Genomic DNA, 14783 nt, shown 5'->3' on the forward strand with positions numbered 1-14783 from the left:
GCCGTCAGATCGGGTCCTTCCAGACGTTCTCCGACCCGTCGATGCGCACGTCGATCAGGAACAGCCGGTCCGAGCGCTTGCCGGCGGCGATCGCCTCGGCGAGCCGCGCCGGATCGGTCACCTTGACGCCGTCGCCGCCCATGCACTTCGCCAGCCCGGCGTAGTCGACGTCGCCGAAGTCGACGCCGATGTAGCGCTGCCCGTGGAAGTGCAGCTCCTCCTGCTTGATGTTGCCGTAGGCGAGGTCGTTCATGACGACCAGCGTCAGCGGCGCCTTCTCGCGCACCGCCGTCTCGATCTCGCCGAGGCACATGCCGAGCGAGCCGTCGCCGACGACGGCGACCACGTCCTTGCCGGGCGCCGCCAGCTTGGCGGCGATGGCCGCCGGCAGGCCGAACGCCATGTTGCCGAAGCCGACCGGCTTCATGTAGGAGCCGGGCGTGCGGATCGGCAGGAGGTGGGTCCACACGCCCGGGTTGCCGGCGTCGGCGACCGTGACGGTGTTCTCGTCGATCGCCTCGCCCAGCACCTTCATGACCCATTGCGGCTTGATCGGCGTGCTCGCCCCCATGGACTCGGCGAACACCTCGGCGGCCCAGCCGGCGCGCAGCGCCTTGGCGCCGGCCAGCCAGTCGGCCCGCGCCGGGTCGCGCGGCTCGTCCCGCAGCGCCGCGGCGATCCGCGCCATGGCGTCGGCCGCGTCGCCGACGACGCCGACGGCGACCGGATAGTTGCGGCCGATGACGGTCGGGTCGAGGTCGACGTGGACGATGTTGCGCGTCAGCGGGAAGGTCCAGCGCGAGGTCGAGGCGGCGTTGAAGCTGTTGCCCACCGCCAGCACGCAGTCGGCGCCGGCGAGCAGCTCCTTGGAGACCTTGGTGCCGAAGCGGCTGCGCGGCCCGAAGACGAGGTCGTGGGAGCCCGGCACGGCGGAGATGCCGTTGAAGGTGGTGACGATCGGCGCGCCGAGCGCCTCGGCGGCGGCCAGCACCGCCGCGGTGGCCCCGGCGATGACGACGCCGCGGCCGGCCCAGATCACCGGCTTGCGCGCCGCCTTCAGCCGCTCGACGGCGGCGGCGATCGCCGCCGCGGGGGCCTGCGGACAGTCGGTGAAGCGGTAGCGCTCCGGCGGGATGCTCTCGAAGGCGACCTCGCCGCCCTCCACCGCGTCGCGGGCGAAGTCCAGCAGCACCGGGCCGGGATTGCCGGTGGTGGCGACGCGGAACGCCTCGCGCACCGCCTGGGGAATTCCTTCGCTGTCCGGCACGAAGCGGCTCAGCTTGGTGAACTGGCGGAACAGGCTGATGTGATCGGCGTCCTGGTTGTCGTCCTGGCCGATGTGGCGGCGGCGGTTGTTGCAGGTGATGACGATGACCGGGCTGGAGTCGCGGTGCGCGCCGCCGACCGCGGTGATCAGGTTGGTGGCGCCCGGGCCGGTGGTCGCCAGGCAGACGCCGGGCCGGCCGGTCAGGCGGCCATAGGCGTCGGCCATGTGGGCGGCGGCGCGCTCGTCGCGGGTGGTGATGAAGCGGATGCCGGGCTCGTCGTACAGGGCGTCCATGATCGCCAGCGTCTGTCCGCCGGGGACGCCGAATATGAACTCCACGCCTTCGAGCTTGAGGCATTCCACCAGCGCCTGGGCGCTCTTCAGGGTTCGGCTTGCGGCCTGCGGCGTGGGCGTGACTGTCATGGCAATTCCCTCCTGGGCGTCTGCGGCGGCCCGCCGGTGGGGCCGCGCCGTCGCAAACAGGCTTACCCGATAAAAACGTTTTCGGAAATCGTTTTTTGTGTTCTTCTGACATTCCCGATGCAGAACAATGGCCTGCTTCCATGATGGGTATCCCTTCCAAGCGGCTCGGCGCCCGCGGCGCGCGGCGGCCGTCCCCCTTCGCCGGGGAGGCGTGACGCGATGCCGGTCCGAGACCTTCTCCTGGCGATCGACGCGGGCAGCAGCAGCGTCCGCGCCGGCCTGTTCGACGCCGACGGGCGGTGCCGCCGGCAGGCGTCGCGGCCGGTGGCGTCGACCGTCCAAGGCGCGCTGTGCGAATGCGATCCGGAGGCCCTGCTGCGGTCGACGCTCGCCGTCCTGGGCGACGTCCTCGCCGCCGACCCCGCCGCCGCCGCGCGCGTCGCCGCGGTCGGCGTCACCGCCGCCCTCGGCACCGTCCTGTGCGACGGCGAGGGCAGGGCGCTCGCCCCGATCGTCACCTGGCAGGACCGTCGCGCCGTCGCCGAGGCCGAGGATCTCCGCGCCCGCCTCGGCGCCGACGCGATCCACGCGGCGACGGGCCGGCGCAGCGATCCCGAGCTGACGGTGCCGAAGCTGCTGTGGTTCGCCCGCCACCAGCCGCAGCCGCTGGCCCGCGCGGCCCACGCCCTGTCCGTCAAGGACTGGCTGGTGTTCCACCTCACCGGCGAGGCGGTGACCGACCCGAGCAGCGCCTCCTACACCCTGGCCTTCGACGTGGTGGCCGGCACCTGGCGCGACGACCTGATCGCCGGCCTCGGCCTGCGGCCCGGCCTGTTCCCGCCGGTCCGCGGCGCCGAACAGATCGCCGGCACGGTGACCGCCGCGGCCGCCGCGCGGACCGGCCTGCTCGACGGGACGCCGGTGGTGGTCGGCGCCCCCGACGGCACCGTCGCCGGGATCGGCGGCGGCTCGGTCCGGCGGGGCCGCGCCATCGACGTCATCGGCACCACCGACGTGGTCTTCGCCTACACCCCCGTGCCGGTGCCCGACGCGGCGGGGCGGCTCGTCCTCAACCGCTTTCCCGTCGGCACCGCGTGGATGGTGGGCGGGCCGATGGCGGCGACCGGCGGCGCCGTGGCCCACGTGGCGGCGCTGCTCGGCGGCGACGTCGAGCGCCTGACCGAGGCGGCCCGCGGCGTCCCGCCCGGCGCCGCCGGGGTGACCGTCTCGCCCGCCTTCGCCGGCACGCGGACGCCGCGCTGGAACGCCGGGGAGCGCGCCAGCGTCGCCGGGCTCGGCTTCGAGCACGGCCCGGCGCACCTGTTCCGGGCGACCCTGGAGGGCTGCGCCTACGCCGTGGCCGACGTCTTCGACGCGCTGGCCGGCCGCGGCCTGGCCATCGACGAGGTGCGGGGGGTCGGCGGCGGCACGCGCAACGCGCTGTGGATGGCGGTCCGCGCCGCCGTGCTGGACCGGCCGATCGTCATCCCCGAGGTGGTCGAGGCGTCGTCCCTGGGCGCCGCGGTGCTGGCCGCCGTCGGCGTCGGCCTCTATCCCGACCTCGCCGCGGCCACCGACGGCATGGTGCGCATCGCCCGCCGGATCGAGCCGGACCCCGAGCTCGCCGGGCTCTACGCCGAGCTGCGGCGGCAGCACGCCCGCAGCGTCGGACACCCGCCGCCGCCGGCCGAGGCCGCCGGCGGCGCGCCGGCTCCGGGCACACCGATGCTCCGACGGATTGGTGCATGATCGAACATTGACGGGATGCCGGCGCTGTGCGAGGGTAACTGCAGAAACGTTTTCGGAAATCGTTTCAGGACGAATCGCTTCAGGACGAATCGCTTCAGGACGAATCGCCTCGGCGCCCTCGCCGCGCTCCACCGGCCGCGGCCGGCCGGCGATCGGCTCCGCCACGGCCGGGGGACGGCCGTCCCGGCACCCCGGAGGACGTGGCACGGCTCAGCACGACAAGGGGAGGAAAGCATGAACGTGCGTTGGAAGACCATCACCGTTTCCCTGATCGCCCTGGCGATGGGCGCCACCGCCGCCGTGGGGGCGGCGCACGCCGACGACCGCGTTTCCGTCGGCGGCATCATCTACGCCCGCGATTCGCAGTTCTGGCAGCAGATCGAGCGCGGCATGCAGGACGCGGCCGAGAAGTACGGGGCCGATCTCCAGGTCGGCCTCAACCGCCGCCAGCTCGCGACGGAAGGCCAGGTCGTCGAGGACTTCGTGACCCGCGGCGTCGACGTCATCGTCATGCCGCCGCTGGACCGGCAGGCCTCGGTGGCGGCGGCCCGCCGCGCCAAGGAGCGCGGCACGATGATCGTCGACTACGACGCGCCGCTGGCCGACGACGGCATCGCCAGCCACACCATCGGCGTGGACAGCCACGAGCTCGCCGCGACCGTCGGACGGGAGATCAGGAGCCACGTCGACAAGGAGCTGTCCGGCGCCGCGACCATCGGGCTGATCACCCTGCCGCCGACCAACCCCAACATGCAGGCCCGCCGCTCCGGCCTGCTCTCCGGCATCGAGGGCAGCGACTTCAAGGTCGTCGCCGAGGTGGCGGCGGCGACGCCGGAGCAGGGGGCCAACGCCTTCGAGAACATCCTGCAGCGCGACCCGGCGACCCAGGTGATCTGGGCGTCGAACTCGGGCTCGCTGGCCGGCGCCGCCGCCGCGGCGCGGCGCTCCAACGCGGCGGCCAAGCTGTACGGCATCGACATGAGCCAGGAGCTCGCCGAGATGCTGCTCGACCCCGCCAGCAACCTCCAGGCGGTGTCCGACCAGCAGCCCTACCGGATCGGCTTCACCGCCGTCGAAACCGCCGTCAAGAGCCTGCGCGGCGAGCCGCAGCCGCGCAACGTCACCGTGCCGGTCCGCCTGTACACCAAGCGCGACCCCGCCGGCGTCAACGAGTATCTGGAGCTCGTCAAGTCGCTCGCCCACTGACGGTCGCCGCGGGCGGCCGGCCGTCACCGGCCGCCGGCCGCCCCGCTCCCCAACCCCTGGACGCAAGATCATGGACGGAACCATTCAGCACAACGCGGCCGCGGTCGGCACCGGCCGCTGGAAAGCGGATCTCAGCACCTGGCGGGCGGAAATCGGCGTGGGGCTGGCCCTCGTCGCGCTCATCGTCCTGTTCGGGCTGACGGCGCCCAACTTCCTGACGCCCGAAAACTTCGTCACCCTGCTCCAGCAGACCTCGGTCGTCGCGATCATCGCCGTCGGCATGACCATGGTGATCATCGCCGGCGAGATCGACCTCTCGGTCGGCGCCACGGTCGGCCTGTCCGGAACGCTGTTCGCCCTGCTGGTGGTGCAGACCGGCCTGCCGATGGGGGTCGCCTTCCTGATCGTCGTCGCGGCCGCCGCCGGCGTCGGCTGCGTCACCGGGCTGCTGCGGGTGTTCTGGGCCATTCCCTCGTTCATCACCACGCTCGGCCTCCTGTCGGCGCTGCGCGGCACCGCCTTCTTCATCAGCGACGGCCTGACCATCGGGCCGCTGCCGACCTCGCTGGAGTACGTCTGGTACGGCGAGATCGCCGGCCTGCCGGTGCCGATCTGGATCATGGCGGCGACGATCGCCGGGGGCTGGCTGGTGCTGTCGCAGATGCGCTTCGGCCGGCACCTCTACGCCCTCGGCGGCAACGCCCTGACCGCCGCGCGCTACGGCGTGCGGGTCAGCGCGCTGCGCGTCACGGTCCTGGTGGTCGTGCAGATGCTCGCCGCCGTCGGCGGGGTGATGCTGGTCGGCCGTCTCAACGCCGGCAGCCCCACCGTCGGCGAGCTGATGGAGCTGGACGTGATCGCCGCGGTGATCGTCGGCGGCACCAGCCTGAACGGCGGCGTCGGCCGCATCGTCGGCACGGTGCTCGGCGTGTTCTTCGTCGCGGTGCTGCGCAACGGCATGGTGCTGAACGGCATCGACCCGGTGATCTTCCTCATCGCCCAGGGCATCGTGATCATCGTCGCCGTCTGGTGGAGCATGCTGCGCAACCGCCGGCCCTGGGGCTCCGCCTGAGCGGGCGGCCTCCGCCCGCCGGCGCCCCGTCTTCCCTGCAGCACGTCGGAGCCCTACCGTGACGCAACTGAAATCGAAGGTCGTTTCCCTGGAGGCGGCGGCCCGCCTCGTCCCCGAAGGCGCCCGCGTCGCGCTCGGCGGGTTCGCCGTCTACCAGAAGCCGATGGCGTTCGTGCGCGAACTGGTCCGCCAGCGCCGCCGCGGCCTGACCATCGTCGGCACCGCCAACGCCTACGACATCGACCTGCTCGCCGGGGCGGGATGCCTGGCGCGGGTCGAGACCTCGTACGTCGGCTTCGAGAAGCACGGCCTGGCGCGCAACTTCCGCCGGATGGTCGAGGGCGGCCGCCTCGAGGTCGTCGACTATCCCGAGATGGCGAGCTGGGACCGCTTCCGCGCCAACCAGGAGGGGCTCGCCTTCTGGCCCGTCGGCTTCCTCGGCGGAAACGACGTCCTCACCCACAACAAGGACATCCGCGCCTTCCCCTGCCCGATCACCGGGCGCCCGATGCAGGCGCTGCCGGCCGCCGACCCCGACGTCGTGGTGATCCACGCCGTCGCCGCCGACGAGCAGGGCAACGTCGTCGTCCCCGCCCGCCGCCTGCTGCCGCAGAGCGGCGACGTCCTGCTCGCCCGGTCCTGCGACACGGTGATCGTGACGGTCGAGAAGATCGTGCCGAAGTCCTTCATCCGGCGGCACGCGCGGCTGGTGGAGATCCCGTCCTACCGCACCACGGCGGTGGTCGAGGCGCCGTGGGGCGCCCATCCCACGCCGGTCCTCGGCCGCTACTTCGCCGACGACGAGCACGTCGCCGCCTACGTCGCGGCCTCGGCCTCGGAGGACGGCTTCGCCGCCTACCTCGACCGCTACGTCTTCGGGCCCGCCGACCTGTTCGCCTACCTCGACCTCATCGGCTCCGAGCGGCTGGCTCGGCTGCAGGACATGGACTCCCTGGCATGAACACGCAGGCAACACTCTACGAGATCCTCGCCGTCGCGCTGGCGCGCGACTTCCAGGACGACGAGGTCGGCTTCACCGGGCTGCTCACCGGTCCGATGGCCGCGGTGTTCGGGACCGGGGTCCCGCTGGCGGCGATGGAGCTGGCCAAGCGGACGCACGCGCCCGGCCTGACGATCCTGCTCGCCGGCTGCTACCACAACCCCGACCTCGGCGCCCTCGACGCCCTGCCGGACTCCGAGCACGACGCCGTCCTGCGCGACCTGCCGTGCGAGTCGCAGATGGTGAACTATCCCGGCCAATGGGCCCTCAAGCGCGGCGACATCGACTTCGGCTTCAGCAGCGCCGTCCAGGTCGACCGGGTGGGCAACATCAACAGCGTCTGCGTCGGCCCCCACGACCGCCCCAAGGTGCGGCTGGTCGGGCCGATCCTGCAGCCCGAGCACATGACGCTGTTCGGGCGCGAGTACGTGATGATGCCGCACCACGAACGCCGCAACTTCGTGGAGAAGGTCGACTTCGTGTCCGGCGTCGGCTATCCCGGCGGCCGCGAGGGCCGGCGGGCGCTCGGCATCGAGGCCGGCGGCCCGGCGCTGGTCGTCACCCCCAAGTGCATCTTCGGCTTCGACCGCGCCTCGGGCGCGATGACGGTCCGCTCGATCCATCCCGGGGTGTCGCGCCGGGCGCTGCAGGACGCCACCGGCTTCGACCTGGGGGATCTCGCCGGCGTGCCCGAGACGCCGCTGCCGACCGACGGCGAGCTGCGCATCCTGCGCGAGCAGGTCGACCCCCGCCGCATCCTCCTGCCGCGCGACCGTTAGGCCCGACGCCGCGCGCTCCGCCCCCGCCGCGATCCTCCCCGCCCCGCGCGCGTGGGCGAGGGCGGACGCCGCACGCCCCCGCCCGAGAGACAGCCGAATGAGCCACACCGAGGGCGCGCGCCACGGCGGCGCCCGCATCCTGGTCGCGCTCGCCATCGCCACGGCCCTGCTCAACAGCACGGCGCCGTCGCCGCTCTATCCCCTGTACCGCGACGCCTGGGGGATCGACGCCCTGACCCTGACGGCGGTGTTCGCCGTCTATTCGCTGGGGACGCTCGGCGCCCTGCTGGTGCTCGGGCGCCTCTCCGACCGCATCGGCGACCGGCGCCGGGTGATCGTTCCCGGCCTCCTCGTCGTCGCCGTCGGCGCGCTGGTGTTCGCCGCCGCCGACGGCGTGGCCTGGCTGCTGTGCGGCCGGCTGCTCGCCGGGATCGGCACCGGGACCCTCACCGGGGCGGCGAACGCCGCGCTGGCCGAGCTCGATCCGGCGCACGACGAACGGCGGGCGGCGGTGATCGGCGCGGTGGCGCTCACCGCCGGCTGCACCTTCGGGCCGGTGCTCAGCGTCGTCGCGCTGCAGGCCGGCGCCTGGCCGCCGGCCGTCCCCTTCGCCGTCATCGCCGCCGCCGCGGTCGCCGGTGCCGCCGCCATCGCCGGAATGCGCTGGCCGCCGCCGTGCCGCGCCGCGGCGCCGCCGGCGGCGGCGCCGGGCCGGCGGACGGCGATCCTCCTCCTGCCGGGGTTCCGGCTGGCGGCGGCCGGCCTGTTGCTGTCCTGGTGCGTCGGCGCCGTGTTCATGGCGCTGGGGACGACGATCGCGCACCAGGTCCTCGGCATGCAGGGCGCCGCCGCGCCCGGCCTCACCGTCGCCGCCTTCCAGTTGCTGGGCGGCGTCAGCCAGATCTGGGCGCGCGCCTGGGAGTCCCGCCGCGCCCTGGCGCTCGGCGCGACGGTCCTGGCGGCCGCGCTGGCCGTCGTCACGGCCGCCGCCGGGCTGGGCGCCACGGCGCTGTTCTGCGCCGCCACCCTGGCCGCCGGCTTCGCCTACGGCATCACCTTCGTCGGGGCCGCCGGGATCGCCAGCGCCGCCGCGCCCGACGACCGGCGGGCGACCGCCATGTCGCTCTTCTACCTCTTCGGCTATCTCGCGAACCTGCTGCCGGTGATGGCGTTCGGCGCGGCCGCCGACGCCCTCGGCCTGTTCACCGCCCTGCTGGGTTTCACCGGCATCGTCGGCGTCGCGGCGGCGTCGATCGTCGCGCAGGCCTGCCGGACGCGGCCCCGGCGGGACGCCCGATGCGGCCGGCCGGCGGCGGTGGCCGGCGCCGGCGCCCACACCCCAAAGGAGTGCCCATGACCGTGTGCGACACGCTGCTGTCCCGGCTGACGGACAGGACCCTGGTGCGCGAGGCCGGCTTCGTCGGCGGCGCCTGGCGCGCCCGCGCCGGCGGCGGCGACGCCTTTGCCGTGACGAACCCGTCGACCGGCGCCGCCCTCGCCGTCCTGCCCGACATGGGCGCCGACGAGACCAGGGCCGCCGTCGACGCCGCGCACGCCGCGCAGAAGGCGTGGGCGGCGCGCACGGGCAAGGAGCGCGGCGCCGTGCTGCGGCGCTGGCACGACCTGATGGTCGCCCACCGCGACGACCTCGCCGCCATCCTGACGGCCGAGATGGGCAAGCCGCTGGCCGAGGCCCGGGGGGAGATCCTCTACGGCGCGTCCTACGTGGAGTGGTACGCGGAGGAGGCCAAGCGCATCTACGGCGACGTCGTTCCCGGCGACCGGCGCGGCCACCGCCTGATCGTGCTGAAGCAGCCGGTCGGCGTCGTCGCCGCCATCACGCCGTGGAACTTCCCCAACTCGATGCTGGCGCGCAAGCTGGCGCCGGCGCTGGCGACCGGCTGCGCCGTCGTGGCCAAGCCGGCGGCGGAGACGCCCCTGTCGGCGCTCGCCCTGGCCGTCCTCGCCGAGCGGGCCGGCCTGCCGGCGGGGCTGCTGAGCGTCGTCCCGACCCGCGACGCCCAGGGCTTCGGCGAGGAGGTGTGCCGCAACCCCAAGGTCCGCAAGCTGACCTTCACCGGCTCGACGCCGGTCGGGCGCCGGCTGATGCGGCAGGCCGCCGACCGGGTGATGAAGCTCGGCCTGGAGCTCGGCGGCAACGCCCCCTTCATCGTCTTCGACGACGCCGACCTCGACGCCGCGGTGGAGGGCGCCATCGTCTCGAAGTACCGCAACGCCGGCCAGACCTGCGTCTGCGCCAACCGGATCTACGTGCAGTCCGGCATCCACGACGCCTTCGCCGCCAGGCTGGCGGAGCGGGTGGCGGGGCTGACGGTGGGCGACGGCTTCGACGAGGGCACCGTGGTCGGCCCGCTGATCGACGAGCGGGCGGTCGCCAAGGTGCTGGGCCACGTCGCCGACGCCCGCGCCCGCGGCGCCCGGGTGGCGGTCGGCGGCGGCGCCCACCGGCGGGGCGGGCTGTTCGTCGAGCCCACCGTGCTGACCGGCGTCACCATGGACATGGCGGTGGCCCGCGAGGAGATCTTCGGTCCCGTGGCGCCGCTGCTGCGCTTCGACCGGGTCGACGAGGTCGTCGCCATGGCCAACGCCACGGAGTACGGCCTCGCCGCCTACTTCTACGCGCGCGACCTCGACAAGGTGTGGGCGGTGGCCGAGGCCCTGGAGTTCGGGATGGTCGGCGTCAACACCGGCCTGATCTCCACCGAGGTCGCCCCGTTCGGCGGCATCAAGCAGTCGGGCCTCGGGCGCGAAGGCTCCCGGTACGGCGCCGACGACTACCTCGAGCTGAAGTACGTCTGCATGGCCGCGGCCGACGTCACTCCCTGACCGCGCGGCCCACCCTCTGGAGCCGCATACCGGGCTCGTTCGGCGCTCCACGTCTTCTCCCCGCGGGTCGTGCCGTCGGACACGGAGACCGTGACCCGCGGGGCCATGGCCGGTCAGGACGGCAGGATCTTGCCCGGATTGAACAGTCCGGCCGGGTCGATCGCCGCCTTGAGCGTCCGCATCAGGGCCACCGCCTCCTCGCCGAATTCGGGGACCATGAACTTGACCTTGCCGTAGCCGACGCCGTGTTCGCCGGTGCAGGTTCCGCCGAGCGCGATGGCGTGCAGCCCGAGCCGGGTCGAGAGATCCTCGGCGAGGCGGCGCTCGTCTGCGTCGTCGGGGTCGATGACGTAGCCCATGTGGAAGTTGCCATCACCGACGTGGCCCAACGCGGCCGCCGGGAACGGCGCCTGCGCCGCATCGCGCTTGGCCAGGTCGATGCACTCGACCAGCCTCGATATGGGAACGCACACGTCGGTGCCCCAGATCTTGCCGCCGGGGCGCAGCGCCATCAGGGCGTAGTGGAAGTCGTGCCGCGCCTGCCAGAGCCGGTTCCGGTCCTCGGTGCTGGTCGCCCAGGAGAAGGCGGACCCGCCGTTCTCCAGCGCCACCTCGCCGGTGCGCCGGGCCTGTTCCTTGACGCCTTCGTCGGAGCCGTGGAACTCGAAGAACAGGGCGGGGGAGGGCGGGTAGTCGAGACCGGCGAAACGGTTCACGGCGGCCATGCCGACCTCGTCGACGAATTCCACACGGGCGACGGGAATGCCCGTCTGGATGACTTGGATGGCCGTCGTCACCGCGCTTGCGGCGTCGGGAAAGGAGCAGACCGCCGCCGTCACCGCCTCCGGCACGCCGTGCAGGCGCAGCGTCACCTCGGTGATGACGCCCAGGGTCCCTTCGGAGCCGACGAACAGGCGCGTCAGGTCATAGCCGGCCGCCGACTTGCGGGCGCGGTTCGCGGTCTTCACCACCGATCCGTCCGGCAGCACCACGGTCAGCGCCAGGACGTTCTCGCGCATGGTGCCGTAGCGCACCGCGTTCGTTCCCGAGGCTCGCGTCGCCGCCATGCCACCGATGGTGGCGTCGGCCCCGGGGTCGACGGGAAAGAACAGACCGGTGTCGCGGACGTAGCTGTTCAACTGCTTGCGCGTCACGCCCGCCTGCACGGTCGCGTCCATGTCCTCGGGCCGGACCTCGAGAACCGCGTTCATGCGGCCGAGATCGATGCAGATGCCGCCGCGCAGGGCGGCGGTGTGACCCTCGAGCGACGTTCCGGCACCGAAAGGGACGACCGGCGTGTTCGTCTCGCGCGCCAGCCGGACCACCGCCGCCACCTCGGCGGTGGTCTCCGGGAAGCAGACGACGTCGGGCGGCCGCGACGGGTGGTAGCACTCGCCCTGGCCGTGCACGATAAGGTCCGCCGGCTTGGTCGAGACCCGGCCGCCGACGATGTCGTGCAGGCGGCGCGCCGTCTCGGGGGCGAGGGCGGAGGGGCGGGATGACTGGTGGGACTGGGGCATCGGGGGGCTCGCTCGTACCGGCGGGGTCAGTGGAGGCCGAACAGCCGTGGCAGGGTAAGCACGGTTGCCGGAATGTAGGTGATGATCAGCAGCACGGCGACCGCGGCCAGCATGAAGGGCCCCATGCTGCGCACGATGCGCTCCAGCGGCACGCCGGTGACGATGGAGCCGGTGAACAGCGCGGCGCCGTAGGGCGGCGTGATCAGGCCGATCACCAGATTGAAGACCACCACCACGCCGAAATGGATGGGGTCGACACCGAGCTTCACCACCAGCGGCATCAGCATCGGCACGATGATGAAGATCGCCGGAAGCATGTCCATGACCAGCCCCCAGGCCAGCAGGAAGACGTTGATGATGAGCAGGATGACGTAGCGGTTGTCGGTGATGCCGAAGATCGCCGCGGCGACGAGGTCGGGAACCTTCTCGGCCGCCAGCACCCAGGAGAAGACGCTGGAGGCGCCCGACAGCAGAAGCACCGCCGCCGCCAGCGTCCCGCTGCGGATCAGCAGACGGGCGAGCATGCCCAGGTCGAGCCGGCCGCGTCGGCTGACCAGCAGGAGCACGATTCCGTAGCCGACCGCGGCGGCGGAGGCCTCGGTCGGCGTGAAGACGCCGGACAGGATGCCGCCGAGAATGATGAAGGGCATGGCGAGAAACGGCACCGACTCCATCATGATGCGCGCCAGCGCGCGCAGGCCGAGCGGCTCCCGGCGGGCCGGCTCCATGCGCCGCGCGGTCAGGAAGATGACGACGGCCATGGCGATGGCCACCAACACCCCCGGGACCGCGCCGCCGACGAGCAGACCGCCGATCGAGGTGCCGGTGATGGCGCCGACCAGCACCATGGGAATGCTGGGCGGGATGATCGCCCCCTTGATGGAGGCGGCCACCGCCAGCGCGGTGCTGAACGGCCGGGAGAAGCCGCCGCCCTCCATCATGCGCACCTGCATCCGCCCGAGTCCGGCGATCTCCGAGATCGCCGAGCCCGAACAGCCGCCGAACAGCATGCTGGAGACGATGGTGACGTAGCCCACGCCGCCGCGGAAGCGGCCGACGACGACGTTGGAGAAGGCCAGCATCTTCTCCGCCGTGCCGGACACCACCATCAGGTCGCCGGCCAGCATGAAGAAGGGGATGGCGAGCAGGGTGAAGCTGTCGATGCCGATGAAGAACTGCTGGACGACGAGGTACAGCGGCTGGCCGTCGACAACGAAATAGACGACGGTGCTGGCCAGCATCGCGAAGGACAGCGGCATGCCGGCGAGCATCATGGCGGCGAAACTGACGAGCAGGATGGCGAGGGGGGCGGACATCACGCGTCGCCCTCGTGGTCGAAGCCGGCCGGCAGTTCGGCGCCGGCGCGGCGTCCCACCACCTGGAACAGCGCCAGGACGGCGCCCAGGGGATAGGCCAGATAGATCCAGAAGTAGGAGATGCGCAGCGAGGGTGTACGCATGATCGCCTCGTCGAAGGCCAGCGCCGCGCCATGGACGAGCAGCACGACCAGCGTGCCGAACACCAGCACGTCCACGGCGAACCGCAGGGCCTGCCGCGCGGCGCGCGGCAGCATGTCGGCGAACAACGTCAGGCGCGGGTGATGATCGAGGCGAAGCGCCAGCGCGCCGCCGATCAACACCAGGAAGAACATCATGAGCCGCGCGGTCTCCTCGCCCCAGAAGATCGGGGCGTCGAGGGCATAGCGCGCCACCACCATCCAGACGACCAGGACGGACATCGACAGGAGCACACCGCCGGTCAGCACCGCCGTGGTCCAGAACACGATGCGGTCGGCAACCCGATACAGCGAATTCAACCTCGTCATCTCGGTACTTCTCCCGGCCGCGGCGCCGACGCGAGTGCGCCGGCGCCCGGCTTCCTGCGTGGCGGTCAGTGCGAGACGTCGGCGACGTGGGCGAAGAAGCCGTCGACGAACTCCTTGCCGTATTCCTTCTCCGCCCAGGCGCGCACGGAGGCGGTGGTGGCCTTGCGGAAGGCATCGAGCTGCTGCGGCGTCGGTGCGTACACCGCCATGCCCTCGTCCTTCAGCGTCTTCAGGGCGAGCACGTCCTGGACCGCGCCGACACCGGCATAGGCGAGCGACGCCTCCGCGTGCGCGGCGCGGACCGCCTGCTTCAGGTCGGCCGGCAGCCCCTGGTACCATTTTTCGTTCACGAAGATGGCGGCGATGGTCATCAGGTGGCCGGACAGGGTCAGGTTCTTCTGAACCTGGTAGAATTTCTGCTGCAGGATCGTCGCCAGCGGGTTCTCCTGCCCGTCGACCACGCCGGACTGCAGCGCGGCGTAGAGCTCCATGAAGGGGATCGGCGTCGGCGTGGCGCCCAGCGCCCGCATCATCTCCTGGTGCGGCACGATCTCCTGGGTGCGCATCTTCAGACCCTTCAGGTCGGCCGGCTCGCGGATCGCCTGGGCCGCCGCAGTGAAGTTCCGGAACCCGTACGGCTCGAAACCAAGGATGCGTACACCGGTTTCCTCGGCGATCGTGTCGACCAGCGAGGCGATGTAGGGGGACTTGGTGGACAGCGCCTCGACCATGTCGGCGCGGGTCGTGTACAGGAACGGCAGGTCGATGATGCCGAGCTTCGGGTAGTAGAGCGAGGCGAACACGCCGGAGGAGAAGCTGGCGACGCCGAGCGTGCCGCGGCGGATCTGTTGCGCCATGGACTTCGCATCGCCGAGCTGACCGTTGGGGAAGAGATCGACGGCGATGCGCCCGCCGCTCAGCCGTTCCAGCGCATCCTTGAACACGTACGCGTGCGCCGCCGCAGCGTTCTCGCCGGGCTGGTCGACATCGGCGAACGAGTACTTGACCCGGTACTCCTGCGCCTCGGCCGGCGGCGCGGCGGCGAGCGCGAGGGAAAGGACGACACCTGCGACAAACGACTTCATGGATTGCCTC

General features: G+C 72.3%; 12 protein-coding genes. 7 read left to right on the forward strand and 5 right to left on the reverse strand.

Annotated elements, in window-relative coordinates; all coding sequences use genetic code 11:
- Positions 1-4: 4 nt before the first annotated feature.
- A complete protein-coding gene (locus ACSBPG_RS05800) occupies positions 5-1690 on the reverse strand; it encodes a thiamine pyrophosphate-binding protein (protein ID WP_435536175.1) in 1686 nt (561 codons plus the stop codon).
- A gap of 219 nt (positions 1691-1909) precedes the next feature.
- Between ACSBPG_RS05800 and ACSBPG_RS05805 the strand changes: the two genes are divergently transcribed.
- From ACSBPG_RS05805 to ACSBPG_RS05835, 7 genes are all read left to right on the forward strand, one after another.
- Positions 1910-3439 (forward strand): xylulokinase, encoded by a 1530-nt coding sequence (locus ACSBPG_RS05805; RefSeq protein WP_435536176.1) that lies wholly within the window; start codon positions 1910-1912, stop codon positions 3437-3439.
- A 234-nt stretch (positions 3440-3673) separates the two neighbouring features.
- Complete coding sequence (locus ACSBPG_RS05810; protein ID WP_435536177.1) at positions 3674-4645, forward strand: sugar ABC transporter substrate-binding protein; 972 nt, start codon at positions 3674-3676, stop codon at positions 4643-4645.
- Positions 4646-4715: 70 nt separating this feature from the next.
- Positions 4716-5717, forward strand: a complete 1002-nt coding sequence (locus tag ACSBPG_RS05815) for an ABC transporter permease (protein ID WP_435536178.1) — start codon at positions 4716-4718, stop codon at positions 5715-5717.
- Positions 5718-5775: 58 nt separating this feature from the next.
- On the forward strand, positions 5776-6678 hold the full coding sequence (locus ACSBPG_RS05820) for a CoA transferase subunit A (RefSeq protein WP_435536179.1): 903 nt from the start codon (positions 5776-5778) through the stop codon (positions 6676-6678).
- Positions 6675-7496: a CoA-transferase gene (locus ACSBPG_RS05825; protein WP_435536180.1), complete on the forward strand. Its 822-nt coding sequence runs from the start codon at positions 6675-6677 to the stop codon at positions 7494-7496. The genes ACSBPG_RS05820 and ACSBPG_RS05825 overlap by 4 nt, the downstream gene beginning before the upstream one ends.
- Before the next feature lie 97 nt (positions 7497-7593).
- Entirely contained in the window at positions 7594-8853 is a 1260-nt protein-coding gene (locus ACSBPG_RS05830; protein ID WP_435536181.1) for an MFS transporter, read from the forward strand.
- The gene (locus ACSBPG_RS05835) at positions 8850-10343 is read left to right on the forward strand and encodes an NAD-dependent succinate-semialdehyde dehydrogenase (protein WP_435536182.1); all 1494 of its coding nucleotides are present in this window, start codon (positions 8850-8852) and stop codon (positions 10341-10343) included. The genes ACSBPG_RS05830 and ACSBPG_RS05835 overlap by 4 nt, the downstream gene beginning before the upstream one ends.
- A gap of 113 nt (positions 10344-10456) precedes the next feature.
- Here ACSBPG_RS05835 and ACSBPG_RS05840 read toward each other — a convergent pair whose 3' ends face one another.
- From ACSBPG_RS05840 to ACSBPG_RS05855, 4 genes are all read right to left on the reverse strand, one after another.
- Positions 10457-11863 carry an FAD-binding oxidoreductase gene (locus ACSBPG_RS05840; RefSeq protein ID WP_435536183.1) on the reverse strand — a complete coding sequence of 469 codons (1407 nt, stop codon included), beginning with the start codon at positions 11861-11863 and terminating at the stop codon, positions 10457-10459.
- A 26-nt stretch (positions 11864-11889) separates the two neighbouring features.
- A complete protein-coding gene (locus tag ACSBPG_RS05845) occupies positions 11890-13179 on the reverse strand; it encodes a TRAP transporter large permease (RefSeq protein ID WP_435536184.1) in 1290 nt (429 codons plus the stop codon).
- The gene (locus ACSBPG_RS05850; protein ID WP_435536185.1) at positions 13179-13688 is read right to left on the reverse strand and encodes a TRAP transporter small permease; all 510 of its coding nucleotides are present in this window, start codon (positions 13686-13688) and stop codon (positions 13179-13181) included. Before ACSBPG_RS05850 ends, ACSBPG_RS05845 begins: the two co-directional genes overlap by 1 nt.
- A 65-nt stretch (positions 13689-13753) precedes the next feature.
- Positions 13754-14773: a TRAP transporter substrate-binding protein gene (locus ACSBPG_RS05855; protein ID WP_435536186.1), complete on the reverse strand. Its 1020-nt coding sequence runs from the start codon at positions 14771-14773 to the stop codon at positions 13754-13756.
- Positions 14774-14783 lie beyond the last annotated feature (10 nt).

The organism is Azospirillum sp. ST 5-10 (assembly GCF_051225715.1).
Classification (GTDB): domain Bacteria; phylum Pseudomonadota; class Alphaproteobacteria; order Azospirillales; family Azospirillaceae; genus Azospirillum.

Excerpts from the sequence above, each read along its gene's own strand:
- ACSBPG_RS05825 (WP_435536180.1), top strand. The coding sequence starts at position 6,675 with ATGAACACGCAGGCAACACTCTACGAGATCCTCGCCGTCGCGCTGGCG.
- ACSBPG_RS05840 (WP_435536183.1), bottom strand. The coding sequence starts at position 11,863 with ATGCCCCAGTCCCACCAGTCATCCCGCCCCTCCGCCCTCGCCCCCGAG.
- ACSBPG_RS05800 (WP_435536175.1), bottom strand. The coding sequence starts at position 1,690 with ATGACAGTCACGCCCACGCCGCAGGCCGCAAGCCGAACCCTGAAGAGC.
- ACSBPG_RS05805 (WP_435536176.1), top strand. The coding sequence starts at position 1,910 with ATGCCGGTCCGAGACCTTCTCCTGGCGATCGACGCGGGCAGCAGCAGC.
- ACSBPG_RS05815 (WP_435536178.1), top strand. The coding sequence starts at position 4,716 with ATGGACGGAACCATTCAGCACAACGCGGCCGCGGTCGGCACCGGCCGC.
- ACSBPG_RS05835 (WP_435536182.1), top strand. The coding sequence starts at position 8,850 with ATGACCGTGTGCGACACGCTGCTGTCCCGGCTGACGGACAGGACCCTG.
- ACSBPG_RS05830 (WP_435536181.1), top strand. The coding sequence starts at position 7,594 with ATGAGCCACACCGAGGGCGCGCGCCACGGCGGCGCCCGCATCCTGGTC.
- ACSBPG_RS05845 (WP_435536184.1), bottom strand. The coding sequence starts at position 13,179 with ATGTCCGCCCCCCTCGCCATCCTGCTCGTCAGTTTCGCCGCCATGATG.
- ACSBPG_RS05850 (WP_435536185.1), bottom strand. The coding sequence starts at position 13,688 with ATGACGAGGTTGAATTCGCTGTATCGGGTTGCCGACCGCATCGTGTTC.
- ACSBPG_RS05810 (WP_435536177.1), top strand. The coding sequence starts at position 3,674 with ATGAACGTGCGTTGGAAGACCATCACCGTTTCCCTGATCGCCCTGGCG.
- ACSBPG_RS05855 (WP_435536186.1), bottom strand. The coding sequence starts at position 14,773 with ATGAAGTCGTTTGTCGCAGGTGTCGTCCTTTCCCTCGCGCTCGCCGCC.